Source organism: Mycobacterium sp. 050134 (assembly GCF_036409085.1).
In the GTDB taxonomy this organism is placed as follows: domain Bacteria; phylum Actinomycetota; class Actinomycetes; order Mycobacteriales; family Mycobacteriaceae; genus Mycobacterium.
This window is the reverse complement of sequence record NZ_JAZGLV010000006.1, coordinates 128,911-149,478: the sequence shown is the minus strand read 5'-3', so window position 1 is coordinate 149,478 and position 20,568 is coordinate 128,911. Positions and strand designations below refer to the sequence as shown.

General features: G+C 69.9%; 7 protein-coding genes. 3 read left to right on the top strand and 4 right to left on the bottom strand.

The features are described 5' to 3' along the window. Positions 1 to 8: 8 nt before the first annotated feature. The 4 genes from SKC42_RS09230 to SKC42_RS09215 form a co-directional block, all read right to left on the bottom strand. Positions 9 to 11,072, bottom strand: a complete 11,064-nt coding sequence (locus tag SKC42_RS09230; protein WP_330963998.1) for a type I polyketide synthase — start codon at positions 11,070 to 11,072, stop codon at positions 9 to 11. A 320-nt stretch (positions 11,073 to 11,392) separates the two neighbouring features. Further along, positions 11,393 to 12,661, bottom strand: a complete 1,269-nt coding sequence (locus tag SKC42_RS09225; RefSeq protein WP_330963997.1) for a glycosyltransferase — start codon at positions 12,659 to 12,661, stop codon at positions 11,393 to 11,395. A gap of 16 nt (positions 12,662 to 12,677) precedes the next feature. Then, positions 12,678 to 13,436, bottom strand: coding sequence for a class I SAM-dependent methyltransferase (locus SKC42_RS09220; protein WP_330963996.1), 759 nt, complete (start codon positions 13,434 to 13,436; stop codon positions 12,678 to 12,680). Positions 13,437 to 13,538: 102 nt separating this feature from the next. Continuing rightward, positions 13,539 to 14,591: a class I SAM-dependent methyltransferase gene (locus SKC42_RS09215; RefSeq protein ID WP_330964084.1), complete on the bottom strand. Its 1,053-nt coding sequence runs from the start codon at positions 14,589 to 14,591 to the stop codon at positions 13,539 to 13,541. 227 nt (positions 14,592 to 14,818) lie between these two features. Between SKC42_RS09215 and SKC42_RS09210 the strand changes: the two genes are divergently transcribed. The 3 genes from SKC42_RS09210 to SKC42_RS09200 all read left to right on the top strand — a co-directional run bounded on the left by SKC42_RS09210 (position 14,819) and on the right by SKC42_RS09200 (position 20,566). Then, a complete protein-coding gene (locus SKC42_RS09210; RefSeq protein ID WP_442932061.1) occupies positions 14,819 to 17,014 on the top strand; it encodes an acyltransferase family protein in 2,196 nt (731 codons plus the stop codon). Positions 17,015 to 17,073: 59 nt separating this feature from the next. Further along, complete coding sequence (locus SKC42_RS09205; RefSeq protein WP_330964082.1) at positions 17,074 to 19,254, top strand: acyltransferase family protein; 2,181 nt, start codon at positions 17,074 to 17,076, stop codon at positions 19,252 to 19,254. A 220-nt stretch (positions 19,255 to 19,474) separates the two neighbouring features. After that, positions 19,475 to 20,566: an NAD-dependent epimerase/dehydratase family protein gene (locus tag SKC42_RS09200; RefSeq protein WP_330964081.1), complete on the top strand. Its 1,092-nt coding sequence runs from the start codon at positions 19,475 to 19,477 to the stop codon at positions 20,564 to 20,566. The last annotated feature ends 2 nt before the right edge of the window (positions 20,567 to 20,568 follow it).

Below are 20,568 nucleotides of genomic sequence, written 5' to 3'. Positions count from 1 at the left end.
CCCGGTGGTCACGGGGAATCGGACGCGCCGACGGCTTCGGCCGCCCCCGACTGCGACTCCGGCACCTGCTCGGCCAGGTATTCGGCGAGCGACCCGATCGTCGGGTAATCGAAGACCGCGGTGGCGCTGATGGTGAACGCGCCGCCAAACTGCGGGAGCAGCCGGTTACTGAACTCGACGGCCATCAGCGAATCGGTGCCCAGCTCCAGGAACCGGCTGGTTGCGGCCGGGGGTTGCGCGAGTCGCAGGAAGTTCTGCACTTCGTGCCGCAGATACTCGGTGAGGAAGCTGCCGCGCTGGCCCTCGGGCACGTCATGCAGTTGCCGGAGCAACTCACTGTCGCCCCGGGTGGCCGCCACCGCGCTCGGCAACACGTGGTCCAAAATCCACGGGCGGGTGCCGCCGAGCCCCTTCGCGGCGCGCTGCCAATTGGCCTTGATGACGGTCGCCTGACCGATCCCGTGGGTCATGACCTCGTCGAGCGCGTTGAGGGCGATCGTGGGTTCGAGCGGAATCAGGCCCTGCGCGCTAAGGTTGGCGCGCGCCGCGTGCGAGGTGGCCATGCCGCCCTTGGCCCACGGGCCCCAGTTGATCCCGGTCGCCGGCAGACCCTGCGCCCTGCGCTCCGCCACCAGCCCGTCGAGCAGCGCATTGGCGGCCGCGTAATTGGCCTGGCCCGGTGAACCGAGCACGCTGGCGGCCGACGAATAGACGATGAAGAACTCGAGATCGTCGTCCCTGGTCAACCGGTCCAGGTGGCAGGCGCCGAAGGCCTTGGGGGCCAACGCCGTCCGAAACCGTTCCAGGCTTTGCTGCGGCAGCAACGCGTCGTCGAGCACGCCCGCCAGGTGTGCCACCCCCGCGAGCGGCGGCAACTCTGCCCGAATCCGCTCCACTACCGCTTCGGCCTGCACCTCGTCACCGATGTCGGCCGCAATGGTGTGGATGCGGCAGCGGTAGCGGTCCGCGATGTCATCGATCGTCCGTTGGGCGTCGGCATCGGGCGCGCGGCGGCTGGTCAGCACGATGTCGCCGGCCCCGAGTTGTGCGAGATGCGCCGCCGTGTGCAGGCCGAGCGCGCCGACACCACCGGTGATCAGATAGGAACGATCCCCGCGCGGCTGGAGCGGTCTCGGCATCTGCAGCACGATCTTCCCGACGTGCCGCGCCTGCTGCATGCGGCGGAACGCGGCCTTCGCCTCCGTCAGCGGGTACACCTCGGCGGCGATCGGCCTCAACTCGCCGGCGGCCATGCTGGCCGCAACCTCGGCCAGCAGGTTCCCCGCCCGCTCGGGTTCGTACTGGATGCACGCGTCGAGCGCGATGATCTCGTACTCGATGTCGGGGCGGACCGCCGCCATCTGCTCGCGTGTCCAGATGTCGCGCTTGGCGATCTCGGCGAACCGGCCGCCCTGTGCGGTCGCCCGCACGGTCGCGGCGATGAAGCCTTCGTTGGTGAGGCTGTTGAGGACCACGTCCACCCCGGTGCCGCCGGTGTCGGCGAGGATCTCATCCGCGAAATCCGTGCTGCGCGAGTCGTAGACGTGCTCGACGCCCATCTTCCGCAGCGTCGCGCGCTTGTGGGCGCTGGCGGTGGCAAACACCGTCGCGCCGCGCTGCTGGGCGATCTGGATCGCGGCCAGGCCGACGCCACCGCTGGCGGCGTGCACGAGGACGCGGTCACCGGGTCCGACCTTCGCCCAGTCGAACGCGAGCCGGGCCGTCAGCGCTCCGGCGGGGGTGGTCGCGGCGCCGACAGCGCTCACGCCCCGCGGGACCGGCGCCAGGAACTGGGCCGGCACGTTGACCCGGGTGGCGAACGATCCCGGCATGAAGCCGAAAACCCGCTGGCCGAGCTCGAATCCGCTGACGCCAGCGCCCACCGCGGTGACGATTCCGGAAAGGTCGCCACCGCCGATCCGCCCGGGATCACCCGGATACAGGCCGAGCACGTTGAGCACGTCGCGGAAGTTGAGACCCGCGGCCTCGACCCGGATCTGCACCTGGCCCGCCTCGGGCGGACCCACCTGCGTCTCGACGAGGCGCAGATTGTCGATCGCGCCACGCTCGGTGGGTTCCAACAGATAGTCGGATGCCCGCGGCACCGCAAGGTGGCCGCTGCGCGCCCAGGGCAGCAAGCGGGGCACCACGTATCTCCCTTGGCGCACCGCGACTTCGGGTTCGTCGCCGGGTTCGCCGAGCAGCGCGGCCAGCCAGCGCACGGCGTCGTCGGATCCATCGTGGTCCACGAGCCGGCAGCGCAACGACGGCTGCTCGCTGATCACGGTGCGTCCGAATCCCCACAGCGCGGCCTGCGCCGGGTCGACCGGTTCGCCGGGCTCGGTCGCCACCGCCCGTTCGGTGACGATCCACAGTCCTCCGGTGAGTTTCATCTCCTGCTGCTCCAGCAGCGTCTTGACGACCGCGAGCAGCTGGTCGATCTCGGTCTCCAGCCGCGCGGCGAACTCGGCGGTGGATTCCGCGTCGGCCGGGCGTCCGCCGTTGTTCCACACGATTCCCGAGACCGGGGCGCCGCGCTCCTGAGCCTGTGCGAATAGCCGCTTCCAGGTTTCCGGGTCCGCGGCGCGGTCCACCGGGGTGGCGCCCGCGACGTCGGCCGCCAACGCGTCGCAGCCGGCAACCAGCCAGGTGCCGTCGCCCTGCTTGGCCTCGCCGGCCGGCGCCGGAACCTCCTGCCAGCCGAGTGCGTACAGGTTGCGGGTGGCGTCGCTGCCGAGCCCGCGCAACAAGGCCTCGCGGGGCGCGCGTTTCACCGTGAAGTCGCTTATCCCGCCCAGCTGGTGGCCGTCGCGATCCACGAATTCCAGGTCAAAGACCTGTGTCTCGCTGTCAGATCCGCCGGAATGCCACCGCGCGCGGCAGTAGAACCGCCGCGGCATCCGCTCACGCAGCACCACTTTCCCGTATCGCAGCGGCAAGAACAGGTCGGGCAGCCCCTCCTCCGCCGCGGTGAGGATCGCGGGGAAAGCGGGGAAGGCGACCCCGGTGCACAGATCCAGCAGTACCGGATGGATGGGCTCGCTCCCCAGCTGTTCGGTGAGTTCCTCCCCGATGGCGACGTCGCCGACCGCCTCGCCGTCCCCGGCCCACAGCGATTTCAGAGACGTGGCCCAGGTGGGGCCCCAGTGCAGCTCCATGTCGGCGAAGGTGTTGAAGAGTTGCTGCGGACGCGTGCGCCCCAACCGCTCGCAGGTGGCCTCGATCGACTCCGTCGGCTCCAGCAGTGGTTCGTCGCCGACCTCGGTCACGATCCGGCCGTCGGCGTTCAACGACCACTCGGCGTCGCGAACGCCGTAAGGGCGGCTGTGCACCTTGAACGTCGAACCGTCGTCCTCGGGATGCAGCGTCAGCTGCACCTCCCGGGACGTCTTCTCGCCCAGAATGATCGGCTCGTAGAAGAAGACGTCGCGAACCTGGCCCGGCGCCCCCACCGCGGCAAGGGCCATCGCGGCGTACGTCGCCCCCGGAACGACAACCGTCCCGTAGATGACGTGGTCGGCCAGCCACGGCTGCGATTTGATGGACCACCGGCTGGTGTAGACGGCGTCACCCGAGGCGAGATCCTTGACGCCGCCGAGGATTCCGGCCGCGGTGGTGCCGTCCACGCGGGCGTCGGACGTCTTGGGCCAGCAGCGGCGGCGCTGGAAGGGGTAGGTGGGCAGTTCGAGCTTGCGGCGTGCCCGGTGGTGCAATGCGGCGAAGTTCGGCCGATGCCCGGCGACATAGGCGGACGCCAACGCTTCCGCCATCTGACGCCGCGCGTCAGCACCCTTGCGCAGGGATGCGATCGCGCGCGGGGCGGCGGAGGAATCCGGCCACTCCTGCACCGCTGCGCCGGTGAGAATCGGTTGCGGACCGATCTCCATCAGCACCGAGCAGCCCAGCGCAGCCACGGTGCGCACGCTCTCGCCGAACTGCACCGGCTGGCGGGAATGCCGCCGCCAGTACTGGGCGTCTAGCGGAGTTTCGGCGGTGAGGACGGCCCCGGTCCGGTTGCACACCAGCGGCAGCGTCGGGACGGCGAATTCGAAGCCCTTTGCGTACGATTCGAATTCGTCGAGCGCGGGCTCCAGCAGCTCGGAATGGAAGGCGTGGCTGGTGTCCAGCCAGGTGCAGCGGATCCCGCCGCCGCCGAACCTGGCGACGATCTGCTCGAGATCCTCGGCCGGACCCGACAAGACGGTGTTGGGTCCGTTGTACGCCGCGACCGACACCCGCGGGAACTCGTCGGCCATACGCTCGGCCTGCGAAGCGTCCGCGAACACGGCCACCATCCGCCCGCCATCCGGCAGGTTGCCGAACAGCCGGCCGCGTTCGGCCATCAACCGCGCCCCGTCCTCGAGGCTGAACACCCCGGCCACGCACGCCGCGGCATACTGGCCCACGCTGTGCCCCAGCACCACGTCGGGCTCGATCCCCCACGACTGCCACAGCCGGGCCAGGCCCATCTCGACCGCGAATAGCGCCGGTTGCGCGAACGACGTGTGCCCCAGTCCCTTTCCGGTGTCCCCGTCGACGTCGAACATGACCTCCAGCAACGGACGCGGCAGCAGCTCGTCGACGGCCGCCGCGCAGCGCCGCACGGTGTCGGCGAACACCGGCTCGGCCTCGAACAGCTCGCGCGCCATTCCCGGGTACTGGCTGCCCTGCCCGGTGAACAACCACGCGGTCTTCGGTGGGTCGCCACACACGCCGCGCACCGCACCTGGCTCCAACCGGTTCTCGGCCAACCCGGCCAGCAGCTCGCGGGCGCCCGTCACCGAATCGACGACGAGCGCGGCGCGGTGTTCGAAGTGGGACCGCCCCACCCCGGCGGTGAAGCACGCGTCGGCTATGTCGACGTCCCGGTGCGCTTCCAGCCACGCGCCGTATTGCCGCGTCAGCGCCGTCAGCGCCTCCGCGGACCGCCCGGACAGCGGCAGCACGCCGAGGGCCCCCGGCGTCGCGCCGGGCTCGGGTGAAACATCCTCGGCCGGGGCTTCTTTCGCGGCCGCCGAGCGCGCCGGCGCCTCCTCGAGCAGCACGTGGGCGTTGGTGCCGGAGAACCCGAAGGAACTCACCCCGGCGCGTCGCGGTCTGCCGTTGGTTTGCCACGGGATCGGCTGGTCGACGACATGCACCGGAAGCGAGGCCCACGGGATGTGCGGTGAGGGTTTTTCGAAGTGCAGGTTCTGCGGCAACATCTCGTGCTGCATGGACAGCACGACCTTGATCAGGCCGGCGATGCCCGCCGCCGACTCGAGGTGCCCGATGTTGGTCTTCACCGAGCCGACCAGCAGCGGCCGGTCCGGGTCGCGACCCGCGCCGTAGACGGCCGCGGCGGCCTGGACCTCGATCGGGTCGCCCAGCGAGGTGCCCGTGCCGTGCGCCTCGAGATAGTCGACGTCGCCGCCGCCGACACCCGCACGGGCCAGCGTGGCGGCAATAAGTCGTTGCTGCGCTCCACCATTGGGCACGGTCAGACCGCTGGAAGCGCCGTCCTGATTGACCGCGCTGCCCCGGATCACAGCGCACACGCGATCACCGTCGCGCTCGGCATCGCTGAGCCTCTTGAGCACCAGGACCCCGCAGCCCTCGCTGCGCGCGTAGCCATTGGCCGCGGCATCGAAGGTCTTGCACCTGCCGTCCGGCGACAGCATTCTGGCGCGCGACGTGGCGATGATGGACGCCGGGCTCAGCAGCACGTTCACCCCGCCGGCCAGCGCCAGATCGCAGTCGCCGGAATGCAGTGCCTGACAGGCCTGATGGACGGCCACCAGCGACGCACTGCACGCGGTGTCGACCGCCATCGCCGGCCCCTCGAGCCCGAGCGCGAACGCGACCCGGCCCGCGATCACGTTGAGCGCGTTGCCGGTAATGAAGTGGGCCTCGATGGTGTCGACCGAGTTGGCGGCCAGCAACTGCGAATACTCGTTGGCGGCCACCCCCACGAAGACGCCGCTCTTGCTGCCGCGCAACGACGCCGGCGAATAGCCGGCACGCTCCAGGCCCTCCCAGACGATCTCGAGCATCAGCCGCTGCTGCGGGTCCATCCACACGGCCTCGCGCGGCGAGATGCCGAAGAACTCGGGGTCGAATCCGTCGATCGTGTCCAGGAATCCGCCGTAGCGGGTGTAGATCTTGCCCGGTGTCTCGGGGTCCGGGTCGTAGTACTCGTCGACGTCGAACCGGTCGTCGGGGATCTCCCGGATCGCGTCGACACCACCGGACAGCAGCTCCCAGAAGGCGTCGGGGTCGGGCGCACCCGGAAAACGACAGGCCACGGCGACGATCGCGATGGGCTCGTCGGCCCGGGCCGTCGTGACGGTGGCCGCCGCGGGGACGGGCGGCGGCGCCGCGTCGACGGTCGGCTGGGCGCTGAGGCCCAGGACGTCGTCGACGAGATATCTCGCCACGTCGGTGATCCGCGGGTAGTCCATGGCCAGGGTCGCGGGCAGTTCGCCGCCCACGGCGCGTTCGAGCCGGCGCCGTAGCTCGACGGCCATCAGCGAGTCCATGCCGAGGTCGAAGAGGCCGGCCTCCTCCCGGACGTCCGCCGGGTCGGTCCGGGTTATCTCCGCGACGGCGTCGCGCAGATAGTCGACGACAAGCTTCTTCCGCTGTTGCGCCGGTGCGACTTTGAGCTGCTCGACCAGCTGGGTCGTTCCCGAGTTGGTCGATGCCGCCCCCGCCCCGGTCGCCTGGGTGGGCACCTCACGCTCCAGCTGCTCGAGGAATGGCCGCTTGCCCGCCATCTGGTAGAGCGGCAGGAAGTTGGCCCAGTCGATGCGGGCCACGACGCCCTGCACGGGCCCGTGGCCGGCCTTCGCTCCCGACGAAGCCACCAGGAGCTCGGCCATCCCCGCCAGCGCGTCGGCCGGCGGCAAGGCCCGCACCCCGCGTTGTTCCAGTTGCGCGCGGGCGTCCGCGTCGGCCATACCCGCGGCGGACCAGGGGCCAAAGTTCACGCTGACCCCGGGCACACCCTGCTCGCGCTGCCGCCAGACCAACCCGTCGAGGAAGGCGTTGGCCGCGCTGTAGGCGGTCTGCCCGAAGCTGCCCCACACCCCGGCGATCGAGGAGGTGCTGACGAAGAAGTCCAGCGTCATGTCCGCGGTCGCTTCGGCCAGATTCCAGGCGCCCCAGACCTTTCCGCCGAACACGCGGTCGATCTCCGCGTCGTCCTGTGTTTGCAGCGGCGTGGTGCCGATTTCACCGGCGGCGTGCACGATGCCCGCGAGCGCGGGCAGTTCCGCCTGCACGGTGGCGACCAGCCGGGCGACGTCATGCGGGTTGGCGACGTCGGCCGCGACGACCCGGACGTCGCAGCCGTGCTGTTCGCGTATCGCATCGATGCGCTGCCGCGTGTCGTCGGCCGGTGCCCGTCGGCTGGTCAGCACCAGGTGCCGGGCACCGTGGGCGGCCAAGTAGCCGGCGATCTCCATTCCGAGCGCTCCCAGCCCGCCGGTCACCAGGTACGTCGCGTCGTCACGCAGCGCCAGCGGGATGCCGGACGGCTGTCCCGAACGCCGCGTCAGCCGGGGCACGTAGACCGCCTGCTCGCGCAGGGCGACCTGGTCCTCCGGGCCGGTCGCGCTTCGCGGCGCCGCGACCAGCTGCTCGATCAGCCGCAACCACACGGCCTTCCCAAGGACCTCGGCCGCCGACATGTCCGCCAACCCACCCCACAACCGGGGGTACTCCAGCGCGGCGGCGCGACCGAACCCCCACAGGCAGGACTGCACCGGGGACACGCTGTCCGCGCGGGTGACGTGTTGTGCGCCACGGGTTATCAGCCAGATGGGCGCGCGGAGTTCGGCAGCGGCCGCGGCGCGGAACAGGCGCCGGGTCCCACCCATGACGCGGTGCTGCATCCGCAGCAGCGATCGCGTCGAGGGTGCGGTGTCGGGGTCGAGGCCCGCGATGTGCAGGATGCGCAACGTCGGTTCGTCCGACGCGGCGGCGCGCAATGCGGCCGTCAACGCATCCTCGTCCGCGTCGGACACCGGCAGCTTAACGGTCCGGTGCCGGTGCCCATGCGTCGCCAGCGCGTCGACCAACGGCCCGATCACGTCCGCGTCGTCGCCGACGATCAGCCAGGCCTTCCCCTCACCCGGCTTCGCGTTCGGACGCTCGGCGGCCGCCTTCTCCCAGCGGATCTCGTATCGCGAGTCCGCGATTGACTGCGCCTTGCGCTGTTGGTTATGTTGCGCCGCAAGCTGTTTCAACACATCGAGAGCCACCGGATTGTCGCGGGCGCCGTCGAGCAACGCGGCGAGATCCTCGATCCGGCCGTCCTCCAGAAGCCGGACGGCCTCTGTGTTGGTGGCCGAGGCCTGGCTCGGGCCGGCGGTGGCCGAGGCCCGCTGCTCGCGGAACCAGTACGGGCGACGCTGGAACGGGTAGGTCGGGAGGTCGAGCTTGCGCGCCGATCCGTGCTGCAGGGCGCCGAAGTCCGGCACGTGGCCGACGATGTACGTGTTGGCCAGGGCTTCGGCGATCTGTCGGTGGTCGGCGATGTTTCGGCGCAATGACGTGATCGCCCGCGGTGCGGTCGCCGGGTCGGGCCAGGCGCGCATGGCCGCGGCGGTGAGCACCGGTTGCGGACCCACCTCCAGCAGCATCGTGCAGTGCAGGTCGGCCAACGTGCGGACGCTCTTGGCGAACTCGACCGGCTGCCGCGCGTGGCGGCGCCAGTAGGCCCCGTCGAGTTTGGCGCTTCGACCAAGGGCGGCGCCGGTGCGGTTGCACACCAATGTCCTTTGCGGGGAACCGAACTCGAATCGGTTCGCGAAGGACTCGAACTCGTCGAGGACGGGGTCCAGCAGCGCCGAGTGGAAGGCGTGGCTGGTCTCGAGCCAGTCGCAGCGCACGCCGTCGGCCTCCAGGCCGGTGACCGCCTGGTCCAGATCGTCCTCGGGACCGGAAAGCACGGTGGTGGCACCGTTGTACGCGGCAACCGACAGGCTCGGGAACTCGTCGGTGAGGCGCTCTACCCGGTCGGCGGCGGCGAACACGGCGACCATCCGCCCGCCCGCCGGCAGGCTGCCGAACAGGCGCCCACGCTCGGCCAGCAGCAAGGCCCCATCCTCGAGACCGAACACACCCGCGACACAGGCCGCCGTGTATTGGCCGACGCTGTGCCCGATCACCACGTCAGGTTCGAAGCCCCACGACTGCCAGAGCCGCGCCAGGCCCATCTCCACCGCGAACAGGGCGGGCTGCGCGTAGGCGGTCTGACGCAACGTGTCGTCGCCGTCCGGATCGAAAATCACGTCCAGCAGCGGCTTTTCGAGCACACCGTCCACGGCCGCCGCGCACCGCGTCATCGTCTCGGCGAACACCGGCTCGGTCTCGAACAACTCCCGGGCCATGCCGGCGAACTGGCTGCCCTGGCCGGGGAACAACCAAGCCGTCCTCGGCCGATCCGCGCATTCGCCCCGCACCAGGCCCGGCGCCGGCCGGTCGTCGGCCAGCGCGTCGAGCAAGTCGCGCGCCGCATCGGTCGAGTTCACCACCAGGGCGGCCCGGTGCTCGAAGTGAGAGCGCGCGACGCCGGCGGTCAGGCACACATCGGCCAGCGAGGCGTTCGGGTGGGCGGCCAGCCAGTCGCCGTATTCCTCGGCCAACTGCGCCAGGGCCGCGGGGCTGCGCGCCGACAGCGGCAACACGCTGAAGCGCCTGTCGTCGGTTGGCGTTTCCGGCGCCTGAGCAACGGGCGCGGGCTCGGGCGCCTCCTCGAGGATGACGTGGGCGTTGGTGCCCGAGAACCCGAACGAGCTGATTCCGGCGATTCGGGGCCGCCCGTCCCGCGCCCAGGGGACGGCCTCGTCCACCACCCGCACCGGCAGCCGGTCCCAGGGGATGTGCGGCGACGGGTTCTGGAAGTGCAGGTGTTTGGGCAGCACCTCGTGCTCGAGCGACAGCACGACCTTGATCAGGCCCGCGATTCCCGCGGCCGCCTCCAGGTGGCCGATGTTCGTCTTCACCGACCCGATCAGCAGGGGCCGGTCGGCGTCGCGCCCGCGGCCGAGCGCCGCCCCGGCGGCCTGGACCTCGATCGGGTCACCCAGCGAGGTCCCGGTGCCGTGCGCCTCGAGGTAGCCGACGTCGCCGGGTGCGACGCCCGCGCACCGCAGCGCCTCGGCGATCACGCGCTGCTGGGCGACGCCGTTGGGTACGGTCAGGCCACCCGACGCGCCGTCCTGGTTGATCGCGCTGCCCCGGATCACGGCGCGGATCCGATCCCCGTCGCGGACGGCGTCCTCGAGGCGCTTGATGACGATGACACCGCAGCCCTCACCGCGCACGTAACCGTCCGCGGCCGCGTCGAAGGTCTTGCAACGACCGTCCGGGGCCAGCATGTGCGCGTGGGAGAAGGTCATTGCGGTCTTGGCGCTGAGCAGGACGTTCACCCCGCCGGCCAGCGCGAGGTCACACTCCCCGAAGCGCAGGGCCTGACAGGCCTGGTGGACGGCCACGAGCGACGAGCTGCAGGCCGTATCGACGGTGACCGCCGGGCCCTGCAGCCCGAGGCCGTAACTGATGCGTCCGGCCCCGGCGGCGGCCGACGTGCCGATCGCTACGTAGGCCTCGATCTCCTCGTAGTCCAGCTGCTCGGAGATCAGTCCCAGATAGTCGTGGGTCCCCAGACCCACGAACACACCGGCCTTCGTGTTGGCCAGAGCCGACGGCGCCGTCCCCGAATGCTCCACCGCCTGCCATGCCGTCTCCAACAGCAACCGATGCTGCGGGTCGATCAACATCGTTTCGCGCTTCGACAGCCCGAAGAACGGCGCGTCGAAACCGGTCACGTCGTCGATGAAGCCCGCCCGCCGGGTGACGATCTTTCCGGGCGCGTCGGGATCCGGGTCGAAGAACTCGTCGACGTCCCACCGGTCTCGGGGCACCTCCGACACGGCGTCCCGCCCATGCCGCAGGGCGTCCCAGAACTCGTCCGCATTGGCCGCTCCCGGAAAGCGCGCCGCGTATCCGACGATCGCGAATTTCTCAGCAGTTCCTGGCTGCGGATGGGGCCCGCTTGCCGGCGATGCTTTCTGCAGATCGGTCATTTGCGATCACCCATCTTGGGTCGCTGCGCGTGGCTAACCAACACGAAAAAGTTGCCGCTGCCAGTGAGGAACGGATTGCTGTTCAACCGCGTCTCCATCATCTACTCAACATGGGTACAACAAGTTGTAAACCATACTTCCGGGTGCGACGCATGTCACGCGAACCAACAATCGGTATGCCGCCATCGGGAGTTTTGAGTGTGCCGCTGCGGCAAAGGTTTGCCTTCGCCCCCTTTTGCCATCGAGTCGACCTACCGGAAGGGGCGCGCAAGTTCCCGTGGTCGTCTGTTCGGGACGTTCTCCAGCGAACGCGGCGCCGGTCAGTCAATCCGTCGGGAGCGCGCGAAATCTTCCAGGAGATCCGCGGCGGCGGCGGCGCTTTTCGCGGGTTCGGTTAACCGGGTGGCCATCTCGCGTGCGCGCGCGACGTATTGCGGGGCGAGGATGGATCGCAAATCCGCAACCAGTGAATTCTCGTTGGCGGTCGAAAAACGCCGGGCGGTCCCGACCCCGAGCCGCTTGACCGCACCTCCGTAGACCGCATGAACGAGGTCCCAGAACAGGATCAGCTGCGGCACTCCCGCGCGCATGGCGATCGGCGTGGTGCTCGAACCGCCGTGGTGCACGACGGCGCGGCAGGCGGGGAAGACGGTCGCGTAATTCATCGTGCCCGCGACTTTGACGTGTTCGGGCAGGGGGACGGCGCTGAAATCGGAACCCGCGGCGCCCACCAGCGCACGCTCGCCCAACCGGGTGCAGGCCGCGGCGATCATGGCAATCGTGTCGGCCGGGGATTCGACCGGAATGCTGCCGAACCCGAAGAAGATCGGCGCCGTGCCCGACGAGATCCATGACGCGACGTCCTCGTCGGCCTCCGTCTGCAGGTCGAGCGTCAGGGTGCCGACGAAGGGACGCTGGGCTTCCCACCTCGACCATTCGGCCGCCAGCCCCGGGAAGCACGCCTCGTCGTAGGCCTGGATCTCCAGCGATCCGCGGGCAGTGATGCGGCGCGGCGCGGAACCCGCCGCCTTCGGCAGACCGAGTTCACGACGCTGGGCGTCCTCGGCCTTCTTCATGCCCCGCCACGAAGCCCACCAGAATGCCCCCACCGCCGCGCGGCTCAGCGGCGCCGGCAGGAAGGCCAGGGACCGGCCGTTGGGGCGGATCGGTACGTAGTGCAGCGTGGCCAGCGGAATGTCGTGATAGTCGGCGACGTTCGCCGCGGCGTCCTCGAAATTGATGCCGGTGAACAGCAGGTCGGCGCCGTCGGCCAGCGCCGTCAGCGTCGCGCTCATCTCCTGCCACGCCCGCAGCAGCGGACCCGCGATCTCGATCCGCGACCTGATGAGATCCCGAACCGCCCAGGGCCGGCCGAAGAAGCAGGTCCAGAATTCGCGGTGCGCGTCCAGGATGGAGCGCGCCTCCGGCCCGAAGCCGACGGCCGCGACGCCAGCCGACTCCGTGAAGCCGACCAGGTCGGGTGGGACGGCCATGCACACGTCATGCCCGCGGCGCGCCAGCTCGCGGCCGACCGCGAGGTTGGGTTCGATGTCGCCGCGGCTTCCCCAGCTCGCCAGCACGAACCTCATCGCGGACGCCGGCGCTCTAGGCCGGGGGACATCCAGCGCCCGCTGAAAGGAGTTCGCCCAGGTAGCGGGGCGGCCTCAGGTTCAGCAAGCGCTTGCGATCGGCGGCGAGATCCTGGTAATCGAGCGCCTCGACCTCGGCCGGCGAATACGCCAATTGCGAATCGGGGAGCCCTTTGCGAACCACGCCGACGCCCATGTCGCACTTCAACACCGCGACCCGCAGGTCCGGCCGCATGCTGCGCAGATAGACGATCGACTTCCAGACGTCGCCGCTCCACAGACCGATGACGAGGGGACCCTTCTGCTGGGCCACGAAATCGGCCCACGACTCCGCCCGGCGCCCGATCAGCTCGATCGCGGGGTTGCAGTCGTGCAGGAAGATGACGCCATCGTCCCGGAGGTAGCGCACGGTGTTCTCGACGTCGCGGACGACCTGCTCGTAGGTGTGCATCCCGTCGATCAGGGCGACGTCGATGGGCCGCTGGGCAAGGAATTCCGCTTGGGTGGCGAAGAAGTCGTCGCTGGTGGTCTCGAAGTAATGGGTCACGCGCGCTTTGGCGTCGGCGAGGGCGCGAGAGTGCGCCGAGAGCCTGAATTCGGGGTCGACGGCAATTTTCTCGTCCGCACTGATCCGGCGAAAAGCGAGTCCCTTGGAAACGCCGATCTCCAAATAGACGGGGTTCGCTCGCCCGTCGAGGGCCCGCTGCACGGCTTTGATCCGGTTCAGTCCGGGCAATGCGTCCACCAACGTAGTGAGCCTGTCGTTGATGTTCACGCGACGATCCTGCACGCAAAGGGGGTTGCTGACAAGGGGTCCAAACCCACGCCCGGCGCCGTCATTTGAGCCGAAATCGGCTTGATGTCGCGTCGCATCGATTCAGCCGTCCCCCCGATGGCCGGGGGCGAGCCGACCCAATCCGGTGATCTCCAGGCTGACCGATTTCCGCTGACCGGCGGCGCCCAGCAGGAAAAGGATGTCGCCAGCCGGTGCACCGAGCCAGAATCGCCAGAACCGCTTGCGGAAGAATTTCCAGACGAAGCTCCCGTCGCCCACCAACCAATATCCGGTAATCCAGAGCAGGCAGTACGCCACGCGCTTCCATGCGGCGACCACCATCTCGACGTTCATTTCCATGATCTCGAGGCCCCACGCACGGTATCGCCATTGCAGGCCGTACCGGCTTTGGAACTCGAAGAAGGCACGCATTTCGCCATTGGTGACGAGGTATTCGTCGAAGACGAGAACGGATCCTTCGACGAAGCGGTCCTTGCAGGTCTCCAGCGCATGCAGGCAGCTCTCGTAGGTATCGAGGTCCATGTGGAAGAGCCGGATCGGCGCGGACGGCCGCTCGGCCAGGAACGGGGCCAGCGTCTCGTAGGTACTGCCCCTGACGAATTCCACCTTCCGGCCCAGCGCCGCAGGCACCCCGTCCTGGAGGCTGACGCCCGTGTCCCGGATGAAGCGTTGCGCGATGGGTTCGGCGAGTGAGAACGTTCCGCGTTTGACCAATGTCTGGTCGTCGATTTGCCAATCTTCGACGAGCCCCTCGAAGGTGTCGAAGCCGAATACCGCGCGGCCGCAGGCATCGGATATGAGCCGGGTCGACCAGCCGAGCCACACGCCGAGATCGAGGAGCAGTTCGTCGGGGTGTTGGCCGTCGGGCGTTGGCAGGTGTCCGGCTTCCCACAACAGTGTGTGCCCCGGAATTCTGCACCGCCGAATGTCGGCGAGCGTGCGGCCGATGAAAGCGCGATACACGTCGTCATAAACCCGGACGTCGCGTGCGTACAAGTTCGGGATGTAGCGATCGCGTTCCCGATGGATGACCCGTACGCACAGGAGTAACAGCACGAGCAGCGCCAGAACGGCGAGCAGTAGCGGGGCGAAATAGCTCGCCGTGGCCACGGCGAGCGCCATACCCACGAGCATCGCTTTCCAGATGCGGTGAAGGGTTGTCCGGTCCACTGCCGGATTGTTCAGCGTCGGACTGATCACTACGCCCAACGGTTCACCTCCAGTTTTCTCGCCGCAATTTGCGCCGCGCCACCGGCGGGCTCCGGAGCCATATGTTGGCGCCGTTCCGCTAACTTACCCACGCTGTTGGACAGGTGTGTGATAATTCCCCGGTTCACGAATGCGTCCCGCTTATCGAGTAGGTGACCTTGCGCCAGGCCGACAGCGTCAGCCCCGCCACAGAGGCACCCCGGCCGCGTACTCCGAACAAAGAATTCCGCTCGGATATCGAGGGCTTACGGGCCGTCGCCGTGCTGGCCGTCGTGCTGTTTCACGCCGACGTCCCGGGCGTCGGCGGCGGATTCGTCGGCGTCGACGTCTTTTTCGTCATCTCGGGCTTCCTCATCACCGGGCTGCTCTGGCGGGAGGTCAGCGCTACGTCGACGGTGCGGTTGCGCCGCTTCTACGGGGCGCGGGCGCGCCGGTTGCTGCCCGCGTCCGCCGTGGTGGGCGTCGTCGCCGCGATCGCGTCGGTCTTCTTGCTGCCCCCGCTGCAGGCCGGGCGAGTGCTGGTCGACGGCATCGCCAGCGCGCTCTACGTCAGCAACTACTGGTTCATTTCGGAAGGCGTGCACTATTTCGGTGGCCACCTGCCGCCCTCCCCCTTCCAGCACTACTGGTCACTGGGTGTGGAGGAGCAGTTCTATGTAGTGTGGCCGCCCTTGATCATCGGCACGGCCTGGCTGATCCGGCGGCTGCGCCGGCGCGCCCGGCCCGCCACCACCCCGACGAGCCCGTACCTCGCAGTCCTGGCGGTGGTCGCGGCCGCATCGTTCGCGCTGTCGTTGGTGATCACCTACGTGATGCCGGCGCTGGCGTTCTTTTCCCTGCCCACCCGCGCCTGGCAGTTGGCCGTCGGCGGTCTGGTGGCGCTCACCGCCGGCCGGTGGCGCCGGATGGCGGCGATGCCGGCGGCGGTCGCCGGTTGGGCGGGTCTGGCCCTCGTCCTGGTGGCGTGCACCGCGCTGAGCGCAAACACGTCATACCCGGGGATCGCGGCGCTGCTGCCCGTGGTGGGCGCGGTGCTGGTGATCGGCGCCGGCTGCGCCGCCCCGCCCCGCGGATGTGGCACCCTCCTGGCGCTGGCCCCGATGCGCGCGATCGGCCGGGTGTCCTACTCGTGGTACCTGTGGCACTGGCCGGTGCTGGTGCTTGCACCGCCGTTGCTGGGGCACCCGCTCGGGCTCGCCGGCCGGTTGACGGCGGCGCTGGTTTCCGGCGGGCTGGCGCTGTTGACCCTGCGTTTAGTCGAAAACCCGCTCCGCTTTGCCGCGCCCATCCGGCGCTCCGCGCTCGCCAGCCTGGCGGTCGGCGGCGCCGCCACCGCGGTAGCCGTCGCGGTGGGCGTGGCGCTGCTGGCGGTGGTGCCGGTCCCGGTAGGGCGCGGCGCGCCGGCGGCCGCACTGACGGTGCCGGCCTCCCCTCCCGCGGCGGGCGCCGACGGCTATGACGCGGCGATCCGACTCGCGTTCGCGCAGGTGCAGGCCGCGGTCGCGGCCTCGGCCGACGTCCGGGCCGTACCCGCAAACCTCGAGCCACCGCTCGCCGACGCGGCAGCCGAACAGCGGGCCTACTCGTTCGACGGCTGCCTGCGCACGCCGTTTGAGGCCGGCCAGCCCGAGTGCGCCTCGGGCGACACCGGCTCCCCGATAACCGTGGCCCTGATCGGTGACTCGCACGCCGCGATGTGGAGCCCGGCGTTCCAGCAGATCGCCACGCAGCGGCGCTGGCGGCTGGAGTTGCTGAGCAAGGGCGCCTGCCCACCGATGGATCTGCCCACCGCCAGCGGCCCCTTCAGCGGCCTGGTCGAGCACCTCGAACACTGCGGGCAGTGGCGGGGACAGATCCTCGCGCGGTTGCGCGCCGAGCACCCCCGGCTGATCGTGCTGAGCACGTGGCGGGGGTACGGGGCCGGCAGCGGTAACGGCTGGTTGTCGGGTTTCACCTCGTACGACGCGGCGTGGATCGACAGCCTCGGCCGCCTGGTGCGGCAACTGCGTGAGACCGGCGCGCAGGTGCTGGTGCTCGGGCCCGTTCCGGCCCCCGAGACGTCCGTGCCCGTCTGCCTGTCGGGCCATCTCGACGACGTGGCGGCATGCTCGCCGGCACGGTCGACCGCGGTGAACCAGGCCGGCATCGCGGCCGAAACGGTCGCCACGCAGGCCGCCGGCGGCCAGTACGCCGACCTCACCCCGCTGTTCTGCACTCCCGACCGCTGCCCCGTCATCGTGGGCAACACCCTCGTGTATTTCGACTGGGAGCACCTGACGCTCGAATACTCGAGGCTGCTGGCCCCGGCGATCGGGGCGCTGTCGGACCGCGCGCTCGCCCGCTCTTGATTCCGCGCCTCTGACCCGGAGGCCCCTCTCCCAGGTAGGTGATCGTGGCCCAGGACGAACTGGCTAGGTCCACCGAGCGTGCGCAGGCTCGGCGCGCGACGCGGCCGGGGTTTCGCCCGGACATCGAGGGCCTGCGCGCCGTCGCGGTGCTGGCCGTCGTCCTGTTTCACGCCGACGTGCCCGGCGTGGGCGGCGGATTCGTCGGCGTGGACGTCTTCTTCGTCATCTCGGGATTCCTCATCACCGGAATGCTGTGCCGCGAGGTGACCGCCACCGGCACGGTGCGGCTGCGCAGCTTCTACGGGGCGCGGGCCCGACGGCTGTTGCCGGCATCGGTCGCGGTCGGCGTGGCGATCATGATCGCCACGGCCGTCCTGTTACCCGTGTTGCGCGCCCGGAAGGTCGTCTGGGACGGCATCGCCAGCGCGCTGTATGTGAGCAATTACCGATTCGCTTGGCAAGGGATCGACTACCTGGCCGCTTCCGCGCCCCCGTCGCCCTTCCAGCACTACTGGTCGCTGGGCGTCGAGGAGCAGTTCTACCTGGTCTGGCCGGCGATGATCATCGCCACGGCCTGGCTCGTCCGCGTGGCGCGCCGGACTTCCAGGGGCCACGCGCCCGCGGCCACGTCGGCGCGCGCCTACCTGTTCGTCCTCACGCCGGTCGCGGTCGCGTCGTTCGCATTGTCGCTGGTGCTCACCGAGACGGTGCCGCCGGTGGCGTTCTTCTCCCTGCCCACCCGAGCCTGGCAGTTGGCCGTCGGCGGGTTGGTGGCACTCACGGCCGACCGCTGGCGCCGGCTGCCGGCGGTGCCGGCCGCGGTCGCTGGATGGGTGGGGCTGGCGGCGATCCTGTTGGCCTGCAACAGGCTCGGCCCGACCACGCCCTATCCGGGCACCGCGGCGCTGTGGCCGGCGCTCGGCGCGGCGTTGGTGATCGGCGCCGGCTGCGCCGCGCCGGCTCAGGGCTGCGGCCGGTTCCTCGGCCTGCCGCCGATGCGCGCGGTCGGCCGGGTGTCGTATTCGTGGTATCTCTGGCACTGGCCTCTGCTGGCGGTGGCACTGTGGTCGGTCGCGCCCGTGGTCGGCCACGCCCGTTGGCTGGCGTTAGCAGCGATCCTGACGTCCGGCGGGCTGGCGGTACTCACCTACCGTTTCGTCGAGACGCCGTTACGGTTCGCGCCGTCGATGCGCCGGTCCGCCCTCGCCAGCCTCGCCCTCGGCGGCGCCGCCACCGCCGCGGCCGTCTGCATGGGGGTGGCGCTGCTGGTGGCGCTGCCCGTCCCGGTGGGCCGCGGGCCGGCCGCCGCGCCGGTGACGGTCACGGCGGCGACGCCGCCCGCCGGCTCCGCGATCGCCGCCTACGACGCGGCGGTGCGCCGCGCGTTCGCGCAGGTCCAGGCGGCGGTCGCGGCGTCGGCGAACCTCAAGGCCGTCCCGGCCAACCTCGACCCGTCGCTCGCCGACGCGGAACCGATCTCGGCTCTCGGCGATTCGGACAACTGCTTTCGCGGGTTCTACCAGGATGGGCAGCCCGAATGCGCGACCGGCGACACGGCGTCGAAGACGACGGTGGCCCTGATCGGCGACTCGAACGCCGCGATGTGGAGCCCGGCGTTCCAGGAGATCGCCACGAGGCAGCATTGGCGCCTAGAAACGCTGTCGAAGGCGGCCTGCCCTCCGCTGGATCTGCCGGTCTTCAACCCGGCCCTGGGCCGCCAATACACGGAGTGCACCCGGTGGAGCGGCCAGATCCTCGCCCGGTTGGGAGCGGAGCACCCGCGGCTGGTCATCGTCAGCGTGATGCGCCGATACGGTGCCGCCTACGGTTGGCGGTCGGGGTTTACATCGTATGACTCGGCGTGGATCGGCGGCCTGAACCGACTGGTCCACCAGGGGCGGGGCTCCGGCGCCCAGGTGCTGGTCCTCGGCCCCATCCCGGATCCGCACGCATCGGTGCCGGACTGCCTGTCCGGCCACCTCGACGACGCGACCGCGTGCTCGGCTCCCCCGTCGGCGGCGGTGAACCAACGCGGAATCTCGGCGGAGTCGGCCGCGGTCGAAGCGGGCGGCGGTCAGTACGCCGATCTCAGCGGACTGTTCTGCACCGCGCAACGATGTCCGGCCATCGTGGGCAATGCCCTGGTTTATCGCGACGAAAACCACGTGACCGATGAATATGCCCGGCTACTGACGCCGGTAATGGAGACGCTCGCCGTTCGGGCGCTCGTCCATTCGTGATTGCGCATTCTTCCGGCCGCCCGCGAATTGCCGGCCCGCCACCGGGCGGCAAACGGCGGCACCGGCGATGCGGATAACGGGCGAACAAAACCGGCGTCATACCGGCTGGCGCCGGATATGATGACCCGGACCGCGCGTTCGACGGTTTGTTTGCCGGTCCCAGAAATCGTTGAAAGCGTTTCACCGCCGAAACCGGAGGCGTCGGAATTTGTCGACATCCGTGCTTGTCACTGGTGGGGCGGGATTCATCGGATCGGCACTGGCCCGCCGTCTCGCGGCCGCCGGCTACGACGTCGCCGTGATGGATGTTCTCCACCCGCAGGTGCACGGGGAACGCGCTCCGATAAATCTGCCGCCCTCCGTGCGATTGTTCACCGGCGACGTCACCCATGCCCCGGACTGGGACGCCGTCCTCCGACTGTTCCGGCCCGCGCGGATCGTCCATCTGGCGGCCGAGACCGGGACGGGGCAGTCGCTGTCCCAGGCGACGCGCCACGGAGCGGTCAACGTGGTGGGCACCACGCAGCTCCTCGACGCCCTGAGCCGTTCGGCGCTCGTGCCCGACCAGTTCGTCGTGGCGTCCTCGCGCGCGGTTTACGGGGAGGGCGCGTGGCAATGCGGAAGCGACACCTTTTATCCGCGGCCGCGCAGCCACGCCCAATTGCTGGCGGGCCGCTGGGATCCGCAGGGACCCCAGGGTGAACCGGCGGTCCCGCTGCCAAGCTGCTCGCAGCGGACTGAGCCCCGGCCCACCAACATCTACGCCGCCACTAAGCTCGCGCAGGAGCACATGCTGGCCGCGTGGGCGGCCGCGCACGACACCAATCTCAGCGTGCTGCGGCTGCAGAACGTCTACGGGCCGGGCCAGTCGCTGACCAATTCCTACACCGGAATTGTGGCGCTCTTCGCGCGTTTGGCGCGCCAGCGCCGCCGGCTGGAGGTCTACGAGGACGGCCGGATCGTGCGCGACTTCGTCTTCATCGACGACGTCGTCGAGGCGCTGTTCGCCGCGATCGAGAAGCCCGCCACGCAACCACGCTGCCTCGACATCGGCTCGGGCCGCGCGACGACCATCCACGAGCTGGCTCTGCAGGTCTCGGCCATCTGCGATGCCCCCGAGCCGACGGTGGTGCCTAAGTTCCGCGACGGTGACGTGCGTGCCGCCAGTTGCGACATCGAGCGGGCCGGGGACCAGCTCCAGTGGCGCCCGAAGTGGGCGCTCGAGGACGGCCTGCGCGCGCTGCTCGACTGGATCGAAGAGCAACCCGAATTCCGTTATACGCCAAGCGGTCACGCCGCGACGGCTTCCTGAAG